Source organism: Telluria antibiotica (assembly GCF_011682055.1).
Lineage (GTDB): Bacteria > Pseudomonadota > Gammaproteobacteria > Burkholderiales > Burkholderiaceae_D > Telluria > Telluria antibiotica.
The window spans coordinates 50,584-68,178 of sequence record NZ_JAAQOM010000011.1 but is presented as its reverse complement, the minus strand read 5'-3'; the positions used below and the strand labels follow the sequence as shown (position 1 = coordinate 68,178).

Annotated in this window: 18 protein-coding genes; 6 read left to right on the top strand and 12 right to left on the bottom strand. The window is 67.5% G+C overall.

The genetic code is table 11. The features are described 5' to 3' along the window. Nucleotides 1-159: 159 nt before the first annotated feature. Together HAV22_RS18280 and HAV22_RS18275 are read left to right on the top strand one after the other, a co-directional pair. Nucleotides 160-948 (top strand): DeoR/GlpR family DNA-binding transcription regulator, encoded by a 789-nt coding sequence (locus HAV22_RS18280; protein WP_166861013.1) that lies wholly within the window; start codon nt 160-162, stop codon nt 946-948. Further along, a complete protein-coding gene (locus HAV22_RS18275; RefSeq protein ID WP_229421303.1) occupies nt 945-2,117 on the top strand; it encodes an MFS transporter in 1,173 nt (390 codons plus the stop codon). The genes HAV22_RS18280 and HAV22_RS18275 overlap by 4 nt, the downstream gene beginning before the upstream one ends. Before the next feature lie 88 nt (nt 2,118-2,205). Here HAV22_RS18275 and thpR read toward each other — a convergent pair whose 3' ends face one another. Together thpR and panB are read right to left on the bottom strand one after the other, a co-directional pair. After that, a complete protein-coding gene (gene thpR / locus HAV22_RS18270) occupies nt 2,206-2,721 on the bottom strand; it encodes an RNA 2',3'-cyclic phosphodiesterase (protein ID WP_166861011.1) in 516 nt (171 codons plus the stop codon). A 7-nt stretch (nt 2,722-2,728) separates the two neighbouring features. Continuing rightward, nucleotides 2,729-3,565 (bottom strand): 3-methyl-2-oxobutanoate hydroxymethyltransferase, encoded by an 837-nt coding sequence (gene panB, locus HAV22_RS18265; RefSeq protein WP_166861009.1) that lies wholly within the window; start codon nt 3,563-3,565, stop codon nt 2,729-2,731. A gap of 148 nt (nt 3,566-3,713) precedes the next feature. Here panB and HAV22_RS18260 point away from each other — a divergent pair, with 148 nt between their 5' ends. Continuing rightward, nucleotides 3,714-4,931 (top strand): anion transporter, encoded by a 1,218-nt coding sequence (locus HAV22_RS18260; RefSeq protein WP_166861007.1) that lies wholly within the window; start codon nt 3,714-3,716, stop codon nt 4,929-4,931. Nucleotides 4,932-5,042: 111 nt separating this feature from the next. On the opposite strand, the gene folK is transcribed toward HAV22_RS18260, so the two are convergent. From folK to HAV22_RS18235, 5 genes are read right to left on the bottom strand one after another with little or no spacing between them, the layout of a single operon-like run. Then, nucleotides 5,043-5,519, bottom strand: coding sequence for a 2-amino-4-hydroxy-6-hydroxymethyldihydropteridine diphosphokinase (folK, locus tag HAV22_RS18255; protein ID WP_166861005.1), 477 nt, complete (start codon nt 5,517-5,519; stop codon nt 5,043-5,045). Beyond that, a complete protein-coding gene (gene pcnB / locus HAV22_RS18250) occupies nt 5,516-6,898 on the bottom strand; it encodes a polynucleotide adenylyltransferase PcnB (protein ID WP_166861003.1) in 1,383 nt (460 codons plus the stop codon). Before pcnB ends, folK begins: the two co-directional genes overlap by 4 nt. Continuing rightward, entirely contained in the window at nt 6,891-7,565 is a 675-nt protein-coding gene (locus HAV22_RS18245) for a histidinol-phosphatase (RefSeq protein ID WP_166861001.1), read from the bottom strand. Before HAV22_RS18245 ends, pcnB begins: the two co-directional genes overlap by 8 nt. Further along, a complete protein-coding gene (gene hda, locus HAV22_RS18240; RefSeq protein WP_166860999.1) occupies nt 7,562-8,254 on the bottom strand; it encodes a DnaA regulatory inactivator Hda in 693 nt (230 codons plus the stop codon). The genes HAV22_RS18245 and hda overlap by 4 nt, the downstream gene beginning before the upstream one ends. A 33-nt stretch (nt 8,255-8,287) precedes the next feature. After that, nucleotides 8,288-9,370 (bottom strand): AI-2E family transporter, encoded by a 1,083-nt coding sequence (locus tag HAV22_RS18235; RefSeq protein ID WP_166860997.1) that lies wholly within the window; start codon nt 9,368-9,370, stop codon nt 8,288-8,290. Nucleotides 9,371-9,517: 147 nt separating this feature from the next. On the opposite strand from HAV22_RS18235, the gene purM reads away from it, so the two are divergent. Next, a complete protein-coding gene (gene purM, locus HAV22_RS18230) occupies nt 9,518-10,561 on the top strand; it encodes a phosphoribosylformylglycinamidine cyclo-ligase (protein ID WP_166860995.1) in 1,044 nt (347 codons plus the stop codon). A gap of 195 nt (nt 10,562-10,756) precedes the next feature. Here the strand turns inward: purM and HAV22_RS18225 are convergent, their stop codons facing one another. The 5 genes from HAV22_RS18225 to HAV22_RS18205 are packed head-to-tail and all read right to left on the bottom strand — an operon-like array spanning nt 10,757 to nt 15,682. After that, on the bottom strand, nt 10,757-10,999 hold the full coding sequence (locus HAV22_RS18225) for a hypothetical protein (RefSeq protein ID WP_166860993.1): 243 nt from the start codon (nt 10,997-10,999) through the stop codon (nt 10,757-10,759). A 22-nt stretch (nt 11,000-11,021) separates the two neighbouring features. Next, a complete protein-coding gene (locus HAV22_RS18220) occupies nt 11,022-13,106 on the bottom strand; it encodes a sodium:solute symporter family protein (protein ID WP_166860991.1) in 2,085 nt (694 codons plus the stop codon). Continuing rightward, on the bottom strand, nt 13,103-13,426 hold the full coding sequence (locus HAV22_RS18215) for a DUF4212 domain-containing protein (protein WP_166860989.1): 324 nt from the start codon (nt 13,424-13,426) through the stop codon (nt 13,103-13,105). Before HAV22_RS18215 ends, HAV22_RS18220 begins: the two co-directional genes overlap by 4 nt. Further along, the gene (locus tag HAV22_RS18210) at nt 13,398-14,954 is read right to left on the bottom strand and encodes a sensor histidine kinase (protein WP_371869686.1); all 1,557 of its coding nucleotides are present in this window, start codon (nt 14,952-14,954) and stop codon (nt 13,398-13,400) included. Before HAV22_RS18210 ends, HAV22_RS18215 begins: the two co-directional genes overlap by 29 nt. A 5-nt stretch (nt 14,955-14,959) precedes the next feature. Further along, the gene (locus HAV22_RS18205; protein ID WP_166860987.1) at nt 14,960-15,682 is read right to left on the bottom strand and encodes a response regulator; all 723 of its coding nucleotides are present in this window, start codon (nt 15,680-15,682) and stop codon (nt 14,960-14,962) included. 188 nt (nt 15,683-15,870) lie between these two features. Between HAV22_RS18205 and recA the strand changes: the two genes are divergently transcribed. Further along, complete coding sequence (recA, locus tag HAV22_RS18200; RefSeq protein ID WP_166860985.1) at nt 15,871-16,944, top strand: recombinase RecA; 1,074 nt, start codon at nt 15,871-15,873, stop codon at nt 16,942-16,944. 9 nt (nt 16,945-16,953) lie between these two features. Further along, a complete protein-coding gene (gene recX / locus HAV22_RS18195; protein WP_166860983.1) occupies nt 16,954-17,409 on the top strand; it encodes a recombination regulator RecX in 456 nt (151 codons plus the stop codon). Nucleotides 17,410-17,595: the final 186 nt, after the last annotated feature.

Sequence of the window (17,595 nt, the reverse complement as noted above, 5' to 3'; positions counted from 1 at the left end):
ATACTGGTTCGACCCAGTGTAGCAACGAACGCATCCCCATCCAACCATGCGGTGGCCGGAGTTAACGAAAAGATACGTTATGCATGTTTGTGCATGTTTTATCGTTTTGTTGCGTGTTTTTGCTGCAGCGTGTACAGTGGCGGCCTCACAGGAGGTGTTATGCAATTGGCGGAAGAACGACGGCAACACATCGTCGACACGGTCGAGCAGCAGGGCAAGGTGCTCGCGGCCGAACTGGCGCAGCGGCTGGGCATATCGGAAGACACGATCCGGCGCGACCTGCGCGACCTGGACGCGGCCGGCCTGCTGCGCCGCGTCCACGGCGGCGCGATGCGGCGCACGCGCGCGGAGCCCAGCTTCGGGCAGCGACTCGACGCGGACGAGGCGCGCAAGGCCATGCTGGCGCGCGCGCTGGCCGACGCCGTGCAGCCCGGCGACACGGTGCTCGTGGACGCCGGCACGACGAACCTCGCGTTCGCGCGCCTGCTGGAAGACGGCCGCGCCGCCGCCATCATCACGAACAGTCCGCAGGTCGCGCTGGGCCTGGGCCACTTGCGCGCGACGCGCGTCGTGCTGCTGGGCGGGATCTATTCCGCGCACGCGGGCGCCGTGCTGGGCGCGCAGACCGTGGCGGAAATCCAGCGCCTGCGCGTGAACCTGGCCATCGTCGGCGTGTGCAGCGTCGAGGCCGACCGCGGCCTGGGCGCCAGCGACGCGGAGGAAGCCGTCGTCAAGCAGACGATGCTGGCGGCGGCGAGCCGGCGCGTCGTCGCCGTGCTGAACGAGCGGCTGGAAGCGCCGGCCCCGTTCCTCATCGCGCCGCTCGCGGACATCGACCGCCTCGTGCTGGAAGCGGATGCTGCGCCCGACGTGCTCGCGCGCCTGCGCCGGGGCGAGCGCGCGCCCGAGATCGTGCTGGCCGCGCCAGTGGCAAGGGGGCGCGCATGAGCCGTCTCGACGACGCCAACGCGCTCGAACGGGCGCCCGCGACGGGCTTGAATGCCGCGCGCTGGTCCGTGTCGACGATTTTCCTGCTCAACGGCGCCGGCATCGGCGTGTGGGCCGCGCACGTGCCGCTCGTGCAGGCGCGCGCGGGCATCGACACGGGCGTGCTCGGCTTCCTGCTGCTGACCATCGCCGGCGGCGCGATCTCCGCGATGCCGCTGTCCGGCTGGATGGCCGGGCGCTGGGGCACGCGCGCCGTCGTGATCGGCGCCGGCCTGCTGTTCGCGCTCACGAGCGCCCTGTTGATGAACTTGGGCGGCCTCGTGCCGCTGTTCCTCGCGGCGTACGCGTTCGGTGCCAGCAACGGCGTGCTGGACGTCGCGATGAACGCCAACGCCAGCGAGGTCGAGGCGGCGCGCGGCATCCCGACGATGTCGTCGTTCCACGGCTTCTACAGCCTCGGTGGCCTCATCGGCGCGGCGCTGGGCGGCGTCCTGATCGGTGCGGGCTTCGGCGACGGCAGCGGGGCGCTGATGGTGAGCGTCGCCATCGCGGCCGTCGTCGCCGTGTGCGCGCGCCGCCTGCTGGCCGTGGCGCCGGCGCCGCACGCGAGCCACTTCGCGCTGCCGCGCGGGCCCGCGCTGTTCCTCGGCTTGCTCGGGCTGTTGTGCTTCGCCGTCGAAGGGGCGCTCGTCGACTGGAGCGCGCTGCTGCTGACGGAGCGGACACGGGTCGACGCGGCGACGGCGGCTTTCGGCTACTCGGCGTTCTCCGTGGCGATGGCCGCGTGCCGCTTCGCCGGGGACCGCCTCGTGCTGCGCTTCGGCGCGCTGCGCGTCATGGTGACGGGCGGCGTCGGGATGTTCGCGGGGCTGATGCTGGCCGTCGTCAGCACGCATTTCCTGCTGTCGGCGCTGGGCTTCGCGCTGATCGGGCTGTCCGCGGCGAACGTCGTGCCGCTGATCTTCGCGGCGGCCGCGCGCATGCCGGGGATGTCGGCCGGCGGCGGGCTCGCGACGGTGGCGACGCTCGGCTATGCGGGGCTGCTGATGGCGCCGCCGCTGATCGGGTCGATTGCGGCGCACACGAATATCGCGGTGGCGCTGGGTATCCTGTCGGTGTCGGGGATCGTGATCGCGGCGAATGCGCGGATCGTGAAGCGGCACGGGTGATCTGCCGAGGTGCCGTAGGGTGGGCACCCCGTGCCCACGCGTAACGTCAACACATCGCAAACGTCCGCGTGGGCGGAGGCCGCCCACCCTACGAATATTCTTTGAGCACCGTGTATGTGCCGCCGCGCGATTCGACGAGGGCATAACCGCCGACCGCCCAATCGATCGCGGGACCGCTGGCCGGCACGCCCGCCCCATTTGCCCGCCGCGCCATCGTCACGTGCGGCCGATAGGTACGCGCTTCCGGCGTGAGGCCCAGCGCCACCAAGGCATCGGACAGCCGCGCATGCAGGTCCAGCAACCCTTGCGGCTCACCGTGCGGCGCCAGCCACGCGATCCCGCCGTGCATCAACTCGGGGCGGCCGAACTGCAGGTTGAATGGCGAAAAAGACACCTGGAACCCGTCCAGGAATTCGGGCAGCCGCGCGGTCGGCTGGTTGCCGAGGAAGTGCAGCGTGACGTGCAGCTTGTCCGTGTGGACGGGCGTCGCGCCGCGCGGCCACGTCCACGCGTCGCGCCATGCGCGCAGCTGGTCGCGCACGGCGTCAACCGGCCACAGGGCCAGGAAGAGGCGAACGCTGTCCGGCTGCGTCGCTGTACTCATCTTCGCATCAGAAGCAGTGTTCCGCAGCCGGGAAGCTGCCGTCCTTCACGGCCGCCACATAGGCCTGCACGGCCGCGTCGATGCTCGTCTGGCCTTCCATGAAGTTCTTCACGAAGCGCGCCTTACGGCCCGGGAAGACGCCCAGCAGGTCGTGCATGACGAGCACCTGGCCCGAGCAGTCGGGGCCCGCGCCGATGCCGATGGTCGGCACGTGCAGCATGCCCGTCACTTCCTTGCCGAGCGCCGCCGGCACCGCTTCCAGCAGCACCATCGCCGCGCCGGCGTCCTGCAGCGCCTGGGCGTCGCGCTTGAGCTGTTCCGCGCCTTCGTCCGTCTTGCCCTGCACGCGGTAGCCGCCCAGCTGGTGGACGAATTGCGGCGTGAGGCCGATGTGGGCGCACACGGGGATGCCGCGCTCCGTCAGGAAGCGCACGGTCTCGGCGAGCCACGCGCCGCCTTCGATCTTGATCATCTGGGCGCCCGCGCGCATCAGGGCGGCGCAGCTGTCGTATGCCTGCTGCAGGGTGCCGTAGCTGCCGAACGGCAGGTCGGCCAGCACGAACGCGTGTTTGCGGCCGCGCACGACGGACGCCGTGTGGTAGACGACGTCGGCCACCGTCACGGGCAACGTGGAATCGTAACCCGCGCACACCATGCCCAGCGAGTCGCCGATCAGGAGGATGTCCACGCCGCAGCGGTCCATCAGCGAGGCGAAGCTGGCGTCGTAGCAGGTGAGCATGGCGATCTTCTCGCCGGCCGCGCGCATCGCCAGCAGCGCGGGCAAGGTCACGGCCTTGCGCACCGGCGCATCGTTCGTCGAGTTTCCGCCCAAATAAGCGCTCATAGTCTTCCTTTGCAAATCGAGATGAGCCGGAGGATCGCCCCGGCGTGGCCACCGTCCCGGACAGGCTTGCGGTGACAGGTGCGCCCGGGACGGTTTGTTAAGATGCGCGATCTTACCTGAAAACGCCAGCGACGGACGGCATCATCCCATGGCCACGACCATCCTCATTATCTTCCTCATCGTCTATCTCGGCATGATCCTCGGCGGCCTGCCGTTCCTGCGGCTCGACCGCACGGGTGTCGCGCTGCTCGGGGCCATCGCGCTCATCACCATCAATGCGCTGAGCCTCGAGCAGGCCGTCGCCTCGATCCACCTGCCGACGATGGCCCTGCTGTTCGCCTTCATGGTCGTCTCCGCGCAGATGCGCCTCGGCGGCTTCTACGACTGGGTCACGAACAAGCTGGCGGGCCTGGGGCTCGGCCCCGCCAGCCTGCTGGCCGTGCTGATCGGTGTCTCGGCCGCGCTGTCGGCCGTGTTCAGCAACGACATCGTGTGTCTCGCGATGGCGCCGCTGCTCGTCGACGCATGCCGGCGGCGCCAGCTCGCGCCCGTGCCGTTCCTGCTGGCGCTCGCGTGCGCGGCGAACATCGGCTCGGCCGCCACGTTGATCGGCAACCCGCAGAACATGCTGATCGGCCAGACGATGCGGTTGTCGTTCGACGGCTACTTTGTCGACGCGATCCTGCCCGTCGCGCTGGGCCTCGTGCTGTGCTGGGTGCTGATCGTGCACCAGGCGAAGGGACGCTGGGAGGAAGCCGCGGCCGCGCCCGACGCGCAGGCCCCGGCCATCGCGTTCGATGCGTGGCAGACGACGAAAGGCCTCGCCGTCGCGGGCGCGCTGCTGGTCGGCTTCCTCGTGGCGCCGTGGCCGCGCGAGCACATGGCGCTCGTCGGCGCGGGCATCCTTTTGATGAGCCGCCAGCTGCGTTCGCAGAACATGCTCGGGCTGGTGGACTGGGAACTGCTCGTGCTGTTCATGAGTCTCTTCGTCGTCAACGCCGCGCTGCAGCGCACGGGATTGACGGGAGAAGCTGTCGGCTGGATGGCCGCGCACGGGCTGCGGCTCGACCAGCCGGGCGCGCTGTTCGCGACGACGTTCGTGCTGTCGAACCTCGTCTCCAACGTGCCGGCCGTGATGCTGCTGATCCCCGTCGTCCACCACCCGCTGGGCGGCGTGATGCTGGCGCTCGTGAGCACCCTGGCGGGCAATCTGCTGATCGTGGGCAGTATCGCGAACATCATCGTCGTCGATGCGGCGGCGCGGCGCGGGATCGCCATCGATTGGCGGCGTCACGCGCGTGTCGGTGTGCCGGTGACGCTCGCGACGCTGGCGATTTCCGGCGTGTACCTGGCGCTGCGTTTTTAACGGAACATTTGCTGGCGCTGCGGTTTTTTTAGTAGGGTGGGCACCCCTGTGCCCACGCGGAAGCCGGCGAATGGCAAACGTTCGCGTGGGCACGGGGTGCCCACCCTACGGCTAGGTCAGCTTTCCGACGTTTTGGTTCGCGACGCTCGCGAGCAGCGCGCTCACGGCGCCGCGGCCCGGGATGACGAGGTCCGGCGCGACTTCGGCCAGCGGCGCCAGCACGAACGCGCGCTCGTGCATGCGCGGATGCGGAACGATCAAGGTGGGCGCGTCAATGATGATCTCGTCGCCGTACAACAGCAGGTCGAGATCCAGCGTGCGCGGCGCGTTACGGTAGGGCCGCTCGCGGCCATGCGCCTGTTCGATGGCGAAGAGCGCCTGCAGCAGCGCGTGCGCATCGAGCGTCGTGTCGAGGACGGCGACGGCGTTGACGTAGTCGTCGCCGGAGGAATCGATGGGGGCCGTGCGGTACAGCGACGATGCCTGCACCAGGCGTGCGCCCGGCAGGTGCGCGAGGCGCTCGATGGCATCGACCACGTTCGCGCGCGCGTCGCCGAGGTTCGCGCCGATGCCGACCCAGGCGATCATTCTCCGCTTGCCGCCTGTGCGTTCGACCCTGCGTCCGCCGGTGCGCCTTCGCCTTCCGCGCGGCGCGGACCGCGGCGGCGCGGGCGTTTCTTCTGGCTCGAGGGCTGGACGTCGCGTGCCGAATTGATCAGGCGTTCGCGCTCGGCGACGTCGCCGGCGTAGAACGTCGTCCACCAGTTGCCGATCTCCGCATCGAGCTCGCCCGATTCGCAGCGCAGCAGCAGGAAGTCGAAGCCGGCGCGGAAGCGCGGATGCTCCAGCAGTTTATAAGGCGACTTGCCGTTGCGGCGCTCGAAGCGGGGCTGCATGGCCCAGATGTCGCGCATGTCGGTGGCGATGCGGCGCTGCAGGGCCAGGTTTTCCGTCTGGTTGTCGAGGACGTCGTCCGCCGCGAGGTGCAGCGCGGGGATCGGCGATTCGCCTGCCGCGCGGTAAGCGGTCCACTTTTCCAGCACCTGGTGCCACAGCAGCGACGCGAACAGGAAGCCCGGCGACACGCCCTTGCCGGCTTTGACACGCGTGTCCGTAGACTCCAGGGCCAGGGTGACGAACTTCATGCCGATCGGCTGTTCCAGCACGACGTCCAGCAGCGGCAGCAGGCCGTGGTGGAGGCCGGAAGAGCGCAGCTCCTTCAGGCAGGCCAGCGCCTGGCCGCTCATCAGGAGCTTCAGCATCTCGTCGAACACGCGCGCGGCGGGCACGTTGTTGATCAGCGGGGCCATCACGGGGATCGGTGCGCGCGTGGCCGGCTCGATCGTGAACCCGAGCTTCGCGGCGAAGCGTACGACGCGCAGCATGCGGACGGGGTCTTCGCGGTAGCGGGCTTCCGGCTGGCCGATGATGCGCAGGACCTTGGCGCGGATGTCCTCGATGCCGCCGTGGTAGTCGAGCACCGTCTGCGTGGCCGGGTCGTAGTACATGGCGTTGATGGTGAAGTCGCGGCGCTCGGCGTCCTCGTGCTGCGGGCCGAAGTTGTTGTCGCGCAGGACGCGGCCGTGTTCATCCTTCGGCGCGTTGTCGCTGCCCTTGCCGCGGAACGTCGTCACCTCGAGCAGGTCCTGGCCAAACATCACGTGCACGATCTGGAAGCGGCGGCCGATGATGAAGGCGCGGCGGAACAGCTTCTTGACTTCCTCGGGCGTGGCATCGGTGGCGATGTCGAAGTCCTTCGGCTTCACCCCGAGCAGCAGGTCGCGCACGGCGCCGCCGACGACGAAGGCCTTGAACCCGGCTTCCTGCAAGGTCTGCGTGACGCGCACCGCGTTGTTCGACACGAGCTTCGGATCGATGCCGTGCTGCTCCGGCCCGAGGATCACGGGTTCGGTGGGGTCGCGCTCGTCTTTGACACCGAGGATTTTGCGGATGAATTTTTTAATCATTGAAGAGATGCAGTGAAGTCCAGCCGAGGGTGGCGGCGTGTTGGCTCAGTTTCTCGCTCGGATTGGTCGCGATCGGGTGGGAGACGACCGACAGCAGCGGGATGTCGTTGTGCGAATCGCTGTAGAACCAGCTGCGCGCGAAGCTGTCGAACGGGCGGCCCAGGCCGTCCAGCCACGCATGCATGTGCGTCACTTTGCCGTGACCCTGCGTGGGCGTGCCGGCCAGCTTGCCGGTCGGGTGGCCGCGCTCGTCCAGTTCCGGCTTCGCCGCGATCAGGTGCTCCACGCCGAACTCGCGCGCGATCGGCGCCGTCACGAACGCGTTGGTGGCGGTGATGATCGCAACGAGGTCGCCCGCGTCCTGGTGCTTGCGCACGAGGTCCAGCGCTTTCGGACGAATGGCGGGCTTGATCACGTCGCGCATGTATTGCGCCTGCAGGTCCTTCAGGTGGGCCGGGTCGAAGCGGGCCAGGGTGCCGAGGGCGAATTCGAGGTATTCGACCGGGTCGAGCGTGCCGGCGTTGTACTGCGCGAAGAAGGCGTCGTTGCGACGCTGGTGTTCGCCGGCGTCGACGACGCCCTGGCGCACGAGGAACTGGCCCCATTCGTAGTCGGAATCGATCGGCAGGAGGGTGTGGTCGAGGTCAAACAGCGCGAGGTCGTTCATTCTTTGGGTTCGGAGTGTGGACTGCCGGTATTTCCCTGTAGCAATAAATCGCGCAGCAGCGGTACCGTGACCGGGCGCTGGGTCTCGAGCGAATATTGGTCGAGCGCATCCAGCATGGTCGACAGGGAGCGCATGTCGCGCTTGAAATGGGACAGCAGATAGGGTAACACGCTGGCCGACAGCGTCAAACCGCGGGCTTCCGCGGCCTGGGTGAGGGCGGCGATCTTCTGGTCGTCGGAGAGGCCGTGGATCTGGTACACGAGGCCCCAGCCCATGCGCGTGCGCAGGTCTTCGCGGACCGGGAGCACGGCCGGCGGCACCGGCCCCGTGCAGACCATGTACGCGCCATGCTCGCGCACCTGGTTGAACAGGGCGAAGGCGTCGATCTGGCGCTCGGGCGACAGCTGGTCGACGTCGTCCACGAGGTACAGGCTCACGTCCGGCGCGAGCACGAACGCCTCGGGGCCGCTGTCGGCCGCGATGTAGCGCGCGCCGTCCGTTGCGGCCAGGCCTTGCAGCAGGTGCGTCTTGCCGGCGCCCGTCTCACCCCACAGGTAGCAGAAATGCTCGCGCGACGCGCGCTGGGCGAACTGGTGCATCAAATGCGCCATTTCGGCATTTTCCCCTATCTGGAAGGTGTCGAGGCTTTGCGCCGGCTCGGCGCCTAAATCGAGCACCAGCTGTTTCATGGCTTGGTTCTCACAATGTCGTGTGCGTATGAATCAGCCATTATAAAAGCTGCTGCGCAGATAGTGGCGTTTCAGGTGACGGAATGCCACCATCAGCACCGCGGATGCCGGCAGCGCCAGCAGCACACCGACGAAGCCGAACAGCTGGCCGAACGCGAGCAGTGCGAAGATCACGGCCAGCGGATTCAGGCCGATGCGCTCGCCCACGAGGCGCGGCGTGAGGAAAAAGCCTTCGATGACCTGGCCCGCGCCATAGATGACGGCCACGGCGATCACCCCGCTCCAGTCGGAGAATTGCAGGATGGCGGCCGTCAGCGCCAGCGCGAGGCCCAGGCCGTACCCCAGGTAGGGGATGAAGACGAGCAGCCCCGTCAATATGCCGACGGGCAGCGCGACCTCGAACCCCGCCAGCGCCAGCGCCGCCGAATAGTACAACGCGAGCACGAGCATCACGAGCAACTGTCCGCGCAGGTATTGCGCCAGCAGCGCGTTGACTTCCTGCGCCATGCCCACCGTCTGGCGCACCCAGCGGCGCGGCACGGCGTTTTCCAGCTGCAGCAGCAGGCGGTGCCAGTCCAGCAGCAGGTAGAACAGCACGACGGGGATCAGGATGGCCGTCGCGATCCAGCCGAGCAGCGCGCTGCCGCCCACGCGCGCGGACGCGAGCACCGTGGTCCAGATCTCGTCGCCCGACGTCATGATCTGCTGCGTGAGGATCGTGCGCAGGCTGCTGCCGTCGAGCTTGATGTGGATGCCCAGCTGCGCGAGGCGCGGCGACAGGACGGTGTCGATGCGGGCAAGCGCGTCCGGGATCTGCGCCTGCAGCAGCGGCAGTTCCGTGCGCAGCACCGGAACGACGATCAGCACGAGGGCGGTCACGGCGGCGAGGAATCCGAGGATCACGACCGCCACGGCGAGCGAGCGGGGCAAATGGAACTTGCCGAGGCGGGTGCGCTCCAGCCGGTCGACGGCGCCGTTCAGGGCGTAGGCGAGGATGGCGGCCGCGATGAACGGCGTGAGGATGGGGCCGAGGGCGTACAGCAGCAGACCGCAAGCCAGCCAGAGTGCCAACCAAAACGCCGATTGCTTCTGCTCCGGACTGAGGGAAAATGGCATGTATTGTTGTTCTTGGTGGTTAAAACGGTGCCGCGGCAGGCGGTTTTGATAAAATAATGGATTGACCGACCGACCATCGGTGCCCCGTACCGTCCGGCGCCCCGTTGTCAACCGCCTACTATTTTACCGCCTCCGCTGCCAAATACCATGAGCCAACCATCTAATGTTTCTCTCTCCTACCGCGACGCCGGTGTCGATATCGATGCCGGTGACGCCCTGGTCGAAGCGATCAAACCATTTGCCAAGCGCACCATGCGCGAAGGCGTGCTCGGCGGAATTGGCGGCTTCGGCGCGCTGTTCGAAATCAGCAAGAAGTACAAGGAACCGGTCCTCGTGTCCGGCACCGACGGCGTCGGCACCAAGCTGAAGCTGGCGTTCGAGCTGAACCGTCACGACACGGTCGGCATCGACCTCGTCGCCATGAGCGTCAACGACATCCTCGTGCAGGGCGCCGAGCCGCTGTTCTTCCTCGACTACTTTGCCTGCGGCAAATTGGACGTGCCGACCGCGACCGCCGTCGTCAAAGGCATCGCGGCCGGCTGCGAACAAGCCGGCTGCGCGCTGATCGGCGGCGAGACGGCCGAGATGCCGAGCATGTACCCGGACGGCGAATACGACCTGGCCGGCTTCGCCGTCGGCGCCGTGGAAAAATCGCAGATCATCGACGGTACCAAGATCGCCCCGGGCGACGTCGTGCTGGGCCTCGCGTCGTCGGGCATCCACTCGAACGGCTATTCGCTCGTGCGCAAGATCATCGAGGTGTCGAAGCCGGACCTGGAAGCGGACTTCCACGGCCGCAAGCTGTCCGACGCGCTGATGCAGCCGACCCGCATCTACGTGAAACCGCTGCTGGCGCTGATGCAGGCGATGGAAGTGAAGGGCCTCGTGCACATCACGGGCGGCGGCCTCGTCGAGAACATCCCGCGTGTGCTGCAGGATAACCTGACGGCCGTGCTGGACGCGAAGTCGTGGCCCCTGCCGCCGCTGTTCCAGTGGCTGCAGCAGCACGGCGGCGTGGCGGATGCCGAGATGCACCGCGTGTTCAACTGCGGCATCGGCATGACCGTGATCGTCTCGAAAGAGAACGCAGACGCCGCCGAGGCGCAGCTGAAGGCGGCCGGCGAGACCGTCTACCGCATCGGCGAGATCCGCGCGCGCGGCGAAGGCCAGGCGCAGACGATCGTCGAATAAGCCCTGCGGACTTGCAAGTGAAACGGGGCGCCGCGGCCCGACTGTAGACTTGTAGGGTGGGCACCCCGTGCCGACGCGGGCGTGCGCAGCCCGCACACGTCCGCGTGGGCGGAGGCCGCCCACCCTACAGCCACGCATGCTTTGACGGGGCGCCGCGGCGCCCCGTCGTCATTTGCGTGCCGTGCGTGCCAGGCCTTACCCGGCGGCCGGTGCGGCCATCGTCACCTCGCCCGTGCGGATATGGTAGAGCGCCATGCCGTTGCGGCGATGGAAGCGGAACGCCGGCACGCTCCAGTCGACCTCGATGCGGTGGTCCTTCTTGAGCACTTCCAGTTCGGTCTCGTGCACGATGCCGTCCGCCGTGAACACCTTCACGAAGTAATGCCAGCTGTCGGAGCGCGGGTCGCCGTCCCGTTCGGCCGTGTGACGGTTCGTCATGTGTCGTAGCGGATCGATGAGGTCATTCCGGCGCCCGGATATGCGCCACGAGCCCGCCGCTCTCGCGCGGCGGCGGCGCCGTCAGGAGGCTCGCCACGACGAGCGCCAGCGCCCCGGCCGGCACGCCGAATACGCCGGCGGAGATGGGCGCGATGTGGAACCAGACGGCATCGAGGCTCCCGCCCAGCATCGGATTCGTGTGCAGCATGTAGTACAGGCAGACGAGGAACCCGGTCGCCATGCCCGCGATCGCGCCCGCGAAATTCGCGCGCTTCCAAAACACGCCCGCCACCAGCGCCGGGAACATGGCCGACCCCGCGAGCGAGAACGCGGCGCCCACGAGCGACAGGATGTCCGCCGGCTTCTGCGACGCCACGTACGCGGCGATGAACGCGACGGCCAGCAGCAGCAGCTTCGAGATCGTCACGCGCTTCTGCGTCGAGGCGCCCGGGTCGACGATCTTGTAGTAGATGTCGTGCGACAGCGCGTTCGAGATCGCGAGCAGCAGCCCGTCCGCCGTCGACAGCGCCGCCGCCAGGCCGCCCGCCGCGACGAGGCCCGAGATCACGTACGGCAGCCCGCCGATCTCCGGCGTGGCGAGCGTCAGCACGTCGCCGTCGATCGCGACTTCGGCCAGCTGCACGATACCGTCGCCGTTGACGTCGACGATGCTGATCAGCGGGTTCGACTTGTCGACGTTGGCCCAGTACGAGACCCAGGTCGGCAGCGTGTCGTAGCTCGTGCCCACGACCGCAGTGTAGATGTCGTACTTGGCGAGTACAGCCAGTGCCGGCATCGTCAGGTAGATCAGCAGGATGAAGAACAGCGTCCAGAACACGGACACGCGCGTCTCGTGCACGGATGGCGTCGTGTAGGCGCGCATCAGGATGTGCGGCAGCGCGGCCGTGCCGAACATCAGGCAGAACACGAGCGCGAGGAAGTTGTTGCGGCGGATGTCCGATTCCTGCCGGGTCTTGCCGGGGAACGGTTCCGCGTGCGGCTCGGGCGGCTGCGCGCGCGCGAGGTTGGCGGCGCGCAGGTCGTTCCACACGTGTGCCGCTTCGTCCGCCGTGCGCGGATAGTCCAGCAGCGCGCGCTCGGCGCTGCGCACTTCGGTCAGCGGCGCGTTGCGGCTGCGCGCCGTGTCGAGGCGTCGCTGCGCCTCGATCTTGCCTGCTTCCCAGGAATGCGGCAGGCCCGCGATGCGCGTGCCGTAGTCGTCGGCGCGGACGCGGAAGACGGCGCGCACCTCGGCCTCGCGCGGGTCCGCCGCCAGCTGGGCCTCGCGCTTCGCCAGTTTCGGCAGCACGGAACCGTACGCCACCTGCGGCACGGGGTTGCCTGCCAATTTCACCGACAACCACATGGTCGGGATCAGGAAGGCGACGAGGATGATGATGTATTGCGCGACCTGCGTCCACGTGATGGCGCGCATCCCGCCCAGGAACGAGCACACGAGGATGCTGGCGAGGCCGAGGAAGATGCCGACCGAGAAATCGACACCGGTGAAGCGCGACGCGATCAGGCCCACGGCGTAGATCTGCGCGACGACGTACGTGAACGACACGACGATGGTGGCGCCGACGGCGAGCGCGCGCACGATGCTGCCCCGCCGCGTGCCGGCCTCGCCGCCGTAGCGGGCGGCGAGGAAGTCGGGGATCGTGTACTGGGCGAAGCGGCGCAGATAGGGCGCGATCAGCAGGGCGACGAGGCAGTAGCCGCCCGTCCAGCCCATCACGTACGCCAGCGCATCGAAGCCGTGCAGGTACAACGTGCCGGCAAGGCTGATGAAGCTGGCCGCCGAGATCCAGTCGGCTGCCGTCGCCATGCCATTGAACAGCGCGGGAACACGCCGTCCCGCCACATAGTATTCGGACACGTTCGAGGTGCGGCTGACGACGCCGATGATCGCATACAGCACGATCGTGGCGAACATGTACAGGTGGCCGATCCACTGGCGCGGCATGCCCTCGTTTTCCAGGATCGCCAGCGCGCCCAGGAACAGCCCGAAGCACAGCGTGAACCACAGGTAGTAGCGGGACAGGCGGCGGAAGTAGCTGCGCGTCTTCGCCTTCGTGGCCGCGGCGGGCGGTGCGGCGCCGGTCATGGCGTCGCCTCCAGCATGCGCGCGAAGTCGCGGTCGAGGATGCGCATGCGCCAGGCGTACGCGCCGATGATGGCCAGGTACGTCAGCGACGCGCCCTGCGCGGCGAGGTAGAACGACAGCGGCCAGCCGAACACGGACAGGTGCGCGAGGTCGCGCGCGAAGAACACCGTGCAGAAGCTCGTCGCGAGCCACAGCGCGAGCAGCAGCGCGACGAGGCGACGCGCGCGCGCCCAGTGTGCGGCGCGCGCGGCGAGGATGCGCGCACGCCGACGTTCCTCGTCGCGGTCGGGGTCAGATGAATGGGCGGTCTCGGTCGGCATCGGGGTCAGGCATGACGGTGGGCGGGAAGGTCAGCCGGAACAGGCTGCCGGGGAATTTCTTGTGCGTGCTGCGCGGGTTGTTGAAGATCTCGATCTCGGCCCCGTGCTGCTGCGCGATCTCGCGCACGATGGCGAGGCCCAGGCCGGAGCCGGGCGCGCTCGATCCGAGGATGCGGTAGAAGCGCTCGAACACGTGGTGGCGCTCGGCGGGTGCGATGCCGGGGCCCGTGTCCTCGACTTCGAGCAGCGCCTGGTTGCCCTGGCCAATGTTCGTGCCGCGCACGCGCACGGTGACGCTGCCGCCGGGCGGCGTGTAGCGCAGCGCGTTGTCGATCAGGTTCGACAGCAGCTCGCGCAGCATCATGGCGCTGCCGGCGATTTCCGGCGGGTCGCCGATCACTTCGTAGCCGAGATCGATCTCGTGCGCGAACGAGGCTTGCACCCAGTCCTGCACGACGTCGCGCGCGAGCGCGGCGAGGTCGAGCGGGGCCAGCGCGAGGCCCGCGTGCGGCTGGTTCTCGGCGCGCGCGAGCGCCAGCAGCTGGTTCACGAGCCGCGTGGCCGATTCCGAACTCTTGGCCAGCTGTTCCAGCGAGCGGTGGATCTCGTTCGGATCGACCTGGCGCAGCGCCAGCTCGGATTGCATGCGCATGCCCGCCAGCGGCGTCTTCATCTGGTGCGCGGCGTCGGCGATGAAGCGCTTCTGCGCGTCGATCGTGTGGGCGAGGCGTGCCAGCATGTCGTTCAGCGAGCCCACGAGCGGCGAGATCTCTTCCGGCACCTGGCGCGAATCGATCGGAGACAGATCGTCCGGCGGGCGCGCGCGGATGCGCTCCTGCAGCTGCGCGAGCGGCGACAGCCCGCGCGACAGGGCGAACCAGACGAGCGCCAGGATCACGGGCAGGATGATGAACTGGGGCAGGATCACGCCCTTGATGATCTCGTTGGCGAGCTGCGCCCGCTTGTCCAGCGTTTCCGCCACCTGCACGAGGGCCAGGCGCGGTTCCTCGGACGCGTCCAGCAGCGGCTGCAGGTTGACCCAGGCGTAGGCGATGCGCACCGGGGCGCCGTGCAGCGTCTCGGTGCGGAAGTGCACGCGGCCGCTGCGCTCGGCGTCGTCGGGGTTCGGCAGCGGCAGGTCGCGGTCGCCGTCGACGATTTCGCCGCGCGGGCCGCTGATCTGGAAATAGACGCTGTCGACGTCGTCGGCACGCAGGATGTCGCGCGCCGTGCCGCCGATGCGTGCCACGACCTTGCCGTCCACTTCCTTGACCTGCTGGGCAAGCACCGTGACGCTGTCTTCCAGCGCATGGTCGAACGGTTGATTCGCGATCGACTTCGCGACGAGGTAGGTGATGGCGATGCTCATCGGCCAGAGCAACAGCAGCGGGGCCAGCATCCAGTCGAGGATTTCGCCGAACAGCGAGTGCTGGATGCTTTCTTCCGGCTCGGGCTGCGGCGGCACGTACAGCGATTCGAGCGGCTCCGCGGCGGCGCGCGGATCCGGTCCGGCCGGGCGCCGCCTCAACAGCTTCACTTGTGGGGGCTGGCCGCGTCGGTGCTCTTGCGAGCGCCGTCGCGGGCATTGTCGGAATAGCGCTCGAGGCAGTAACCGAGGCCGCGCACGGTGGCGATGCGGATGCCGTCCGTCTCGATCTTCTTGCGCAGGCGGTGCACGTACACCTCGATGGCATTGTTCGACACTTCCTCGCCCCATTCGCACAGGTGGTCGACCAACTGCTCCTTCGAGACGAGGCGCCCCGTGCGTGCCAGCAGGATCTCCAGCAGGCCCAGCTCGCGCGCGGAGAGGTCGAGCATCTGGTCATTGATGTAGGCGCTGCGGCCGACCTGGTCGTACACGAGCGGGCCGTGGCGGATCACGGTGGAGCCGCCGCCCTGGCCGCGGCGGGTGAGGGCGCGCACGCGGGCTTCCAGCTCCGACAGGGCGAACGGCTTCGGCATGTAGTCGTCGGCGCCGGCATCGAGGCCGCCCACGCGCTGCTCGATGGAGTCGGCCGCCGTCAGGATCAGCACGGGCAGGAGCGACCCGCGCGCGCGTAGGCGGCGCAGCACGTCGAGGCCGGACAGCCTGGGCAGGCCGAGGTCGAGGATCAGCAAGTCGAATTCCTGCGTGGACAGCGCCGTGTCGGCATCCTGCCCGTTCTTCACGCAATCGATCGCATAGCCGGACTGGCGCAAGGAGCGCGTCAGCCCGTCGGCCAACACGCTATCATCTTCGGCAAGTAAAATACGCATCGCTCCCCCGGCTTTTGTTGTTCGATCCCGCTTACCCGCTTATTGTGTGTCAAGTTACGCAACATGTCGAATCGGTCAAGCGACAGCAAATACCGCTTGCCAAAACCACTGGGATTTTATACAGTACTTCCTATTGAAATCGCGCGAGCGGCCCACACCTTGGTTCACTCTAGGACAGAAAGAAAGTTATGGACGACAAAAAATCCGCAGTAAATGCAGCCGAGAAGGGCAAGGCGCTGGCAGCAGCCCTCGCGCAGATTGAAAAGCAATTCGGCAAAGGCTCGGTGATGCGCATGGATACCAATGCGCCTGTCGAGGAAGTGCAAACCGTCTCGACCGGCTCGCTGGGCCTGGACATCGCCCTCGGCGTCGGCGGCCTTCCGCGTGGCCGTATCGTCGAGATCTACGGTCCGGAATCGTCGGGCAAGACGACGCTGACCTTGCAGACCATCGCCCAGATGCAAAAGCTGGGCGGCACCTGCGCGTTCATCGACGCCGAGCACGCGCTGGACGTGACCTATGCGCAAAAGCTGGGTATCAAGCTGGACGAGCTGCTGATCTCGCAGCCGGACACGGGTGAGCAGGCACTGGAAATCACGGACGCCCTCGTGCGTTCGGGCAGCGTCGACATGGTGGTCATCGACTCGGTGGCGGCGCTGACGCCGCGCGCCGAGATCGAAGGCGACATGGGCGATTCGCTGCCGGGCCTGCAAGCCCGCCTGATGTCGCAGGCGCTGCGCAAGCTGACCGCATCGATCAACCGTACGAACACGCTGGTGATCTTCATTAACCAGATCCGTATGAAGATCGGCGTCATGTTCGGCAGCCCGGAAACGACGACGGGCGGTAACGCGCTGAAGTTCTACGCCTCCGTGCGCCTGGACATCCGCCGTACCGGTTCGATCAAGACGGGTGACGAGGTGATCGGTAACGAAACCAAGGTCAAGGTCGTCAAGAACAAGATCGCGCCGCCGTTCAAGGAAGCGCACTTCGACATCCTGTATGGCGAAGGCACGTCGCGCGAAGGCGAGATCATCGACCTGGGCGTGGACAACAAGATCGTCGAGAAGTCGGGTTCGTGGTACAGCTATAACGGCGAACGCATCGGCCAAGGCAAGGACAACGCCCGTATCTTCCTGCGCGAGCGTCCGGCACTGGCACGCGAGATCGAAAACAAGGTCCGTGCGGCCCTCGGCGTGCGCGAACTGCCGCCGGCCCCGGCCGGTGATGCGCCCCAGCTGTCCGTCGTCGGCGACGAGTAATCGTCCCTGATGGTGCGCCAGCAGCTGAGCCTCAAGGCTCGCGCGTTGAAGTATCTGTCGACGCGCGAGCACAGCCGGCTCGAGCTGGCGCGCAAATTGTCCCGTTATGCGGAGGAGGGCGACGACGTCGAAGCCCTCCTCGATTTCCTCGAAAAGAACAACTGGCTGTCGCAGGAACGGTTTGCCGAGTCGCTCGTGCACCGGCGTGCCGGCCGCTACGGCAACAGCCGGGTACTGTCCGAACTCCAGCAGCACGGCGTGAAGGGCGAGGCGCTCGACGAACTCAAGTCCGGATTGAAGGAAACGGAAATCAAACGGGCGCGGGAAGTCTGGCGCCGCAAGTTCGGCACCGTCCCGCAAGACGCCGAAGAGCGCGGCAAGCAGATGCGCTTCCTGCTGCAACGTGGTTTTTCCCAGAGTGCGGTCCGTGCCGCGCTGCGGGGTGGCGACGACGACGAGTTCTGATTCGCCGGTCCACTGATCTCTTCTTTGTGAATGACCGACTGCCGCTTTGTTTATGACAGTCCGGTGACGTGACAATGCGCGCACATTTGCGGTTTCGTCATCACAACCTAGCAACATCTCCCCCGATCTTCCTTCCAAAAACCCTTGTGTCACCGAGGATTCGGTGCACAGCCCGGCACCCTGTGC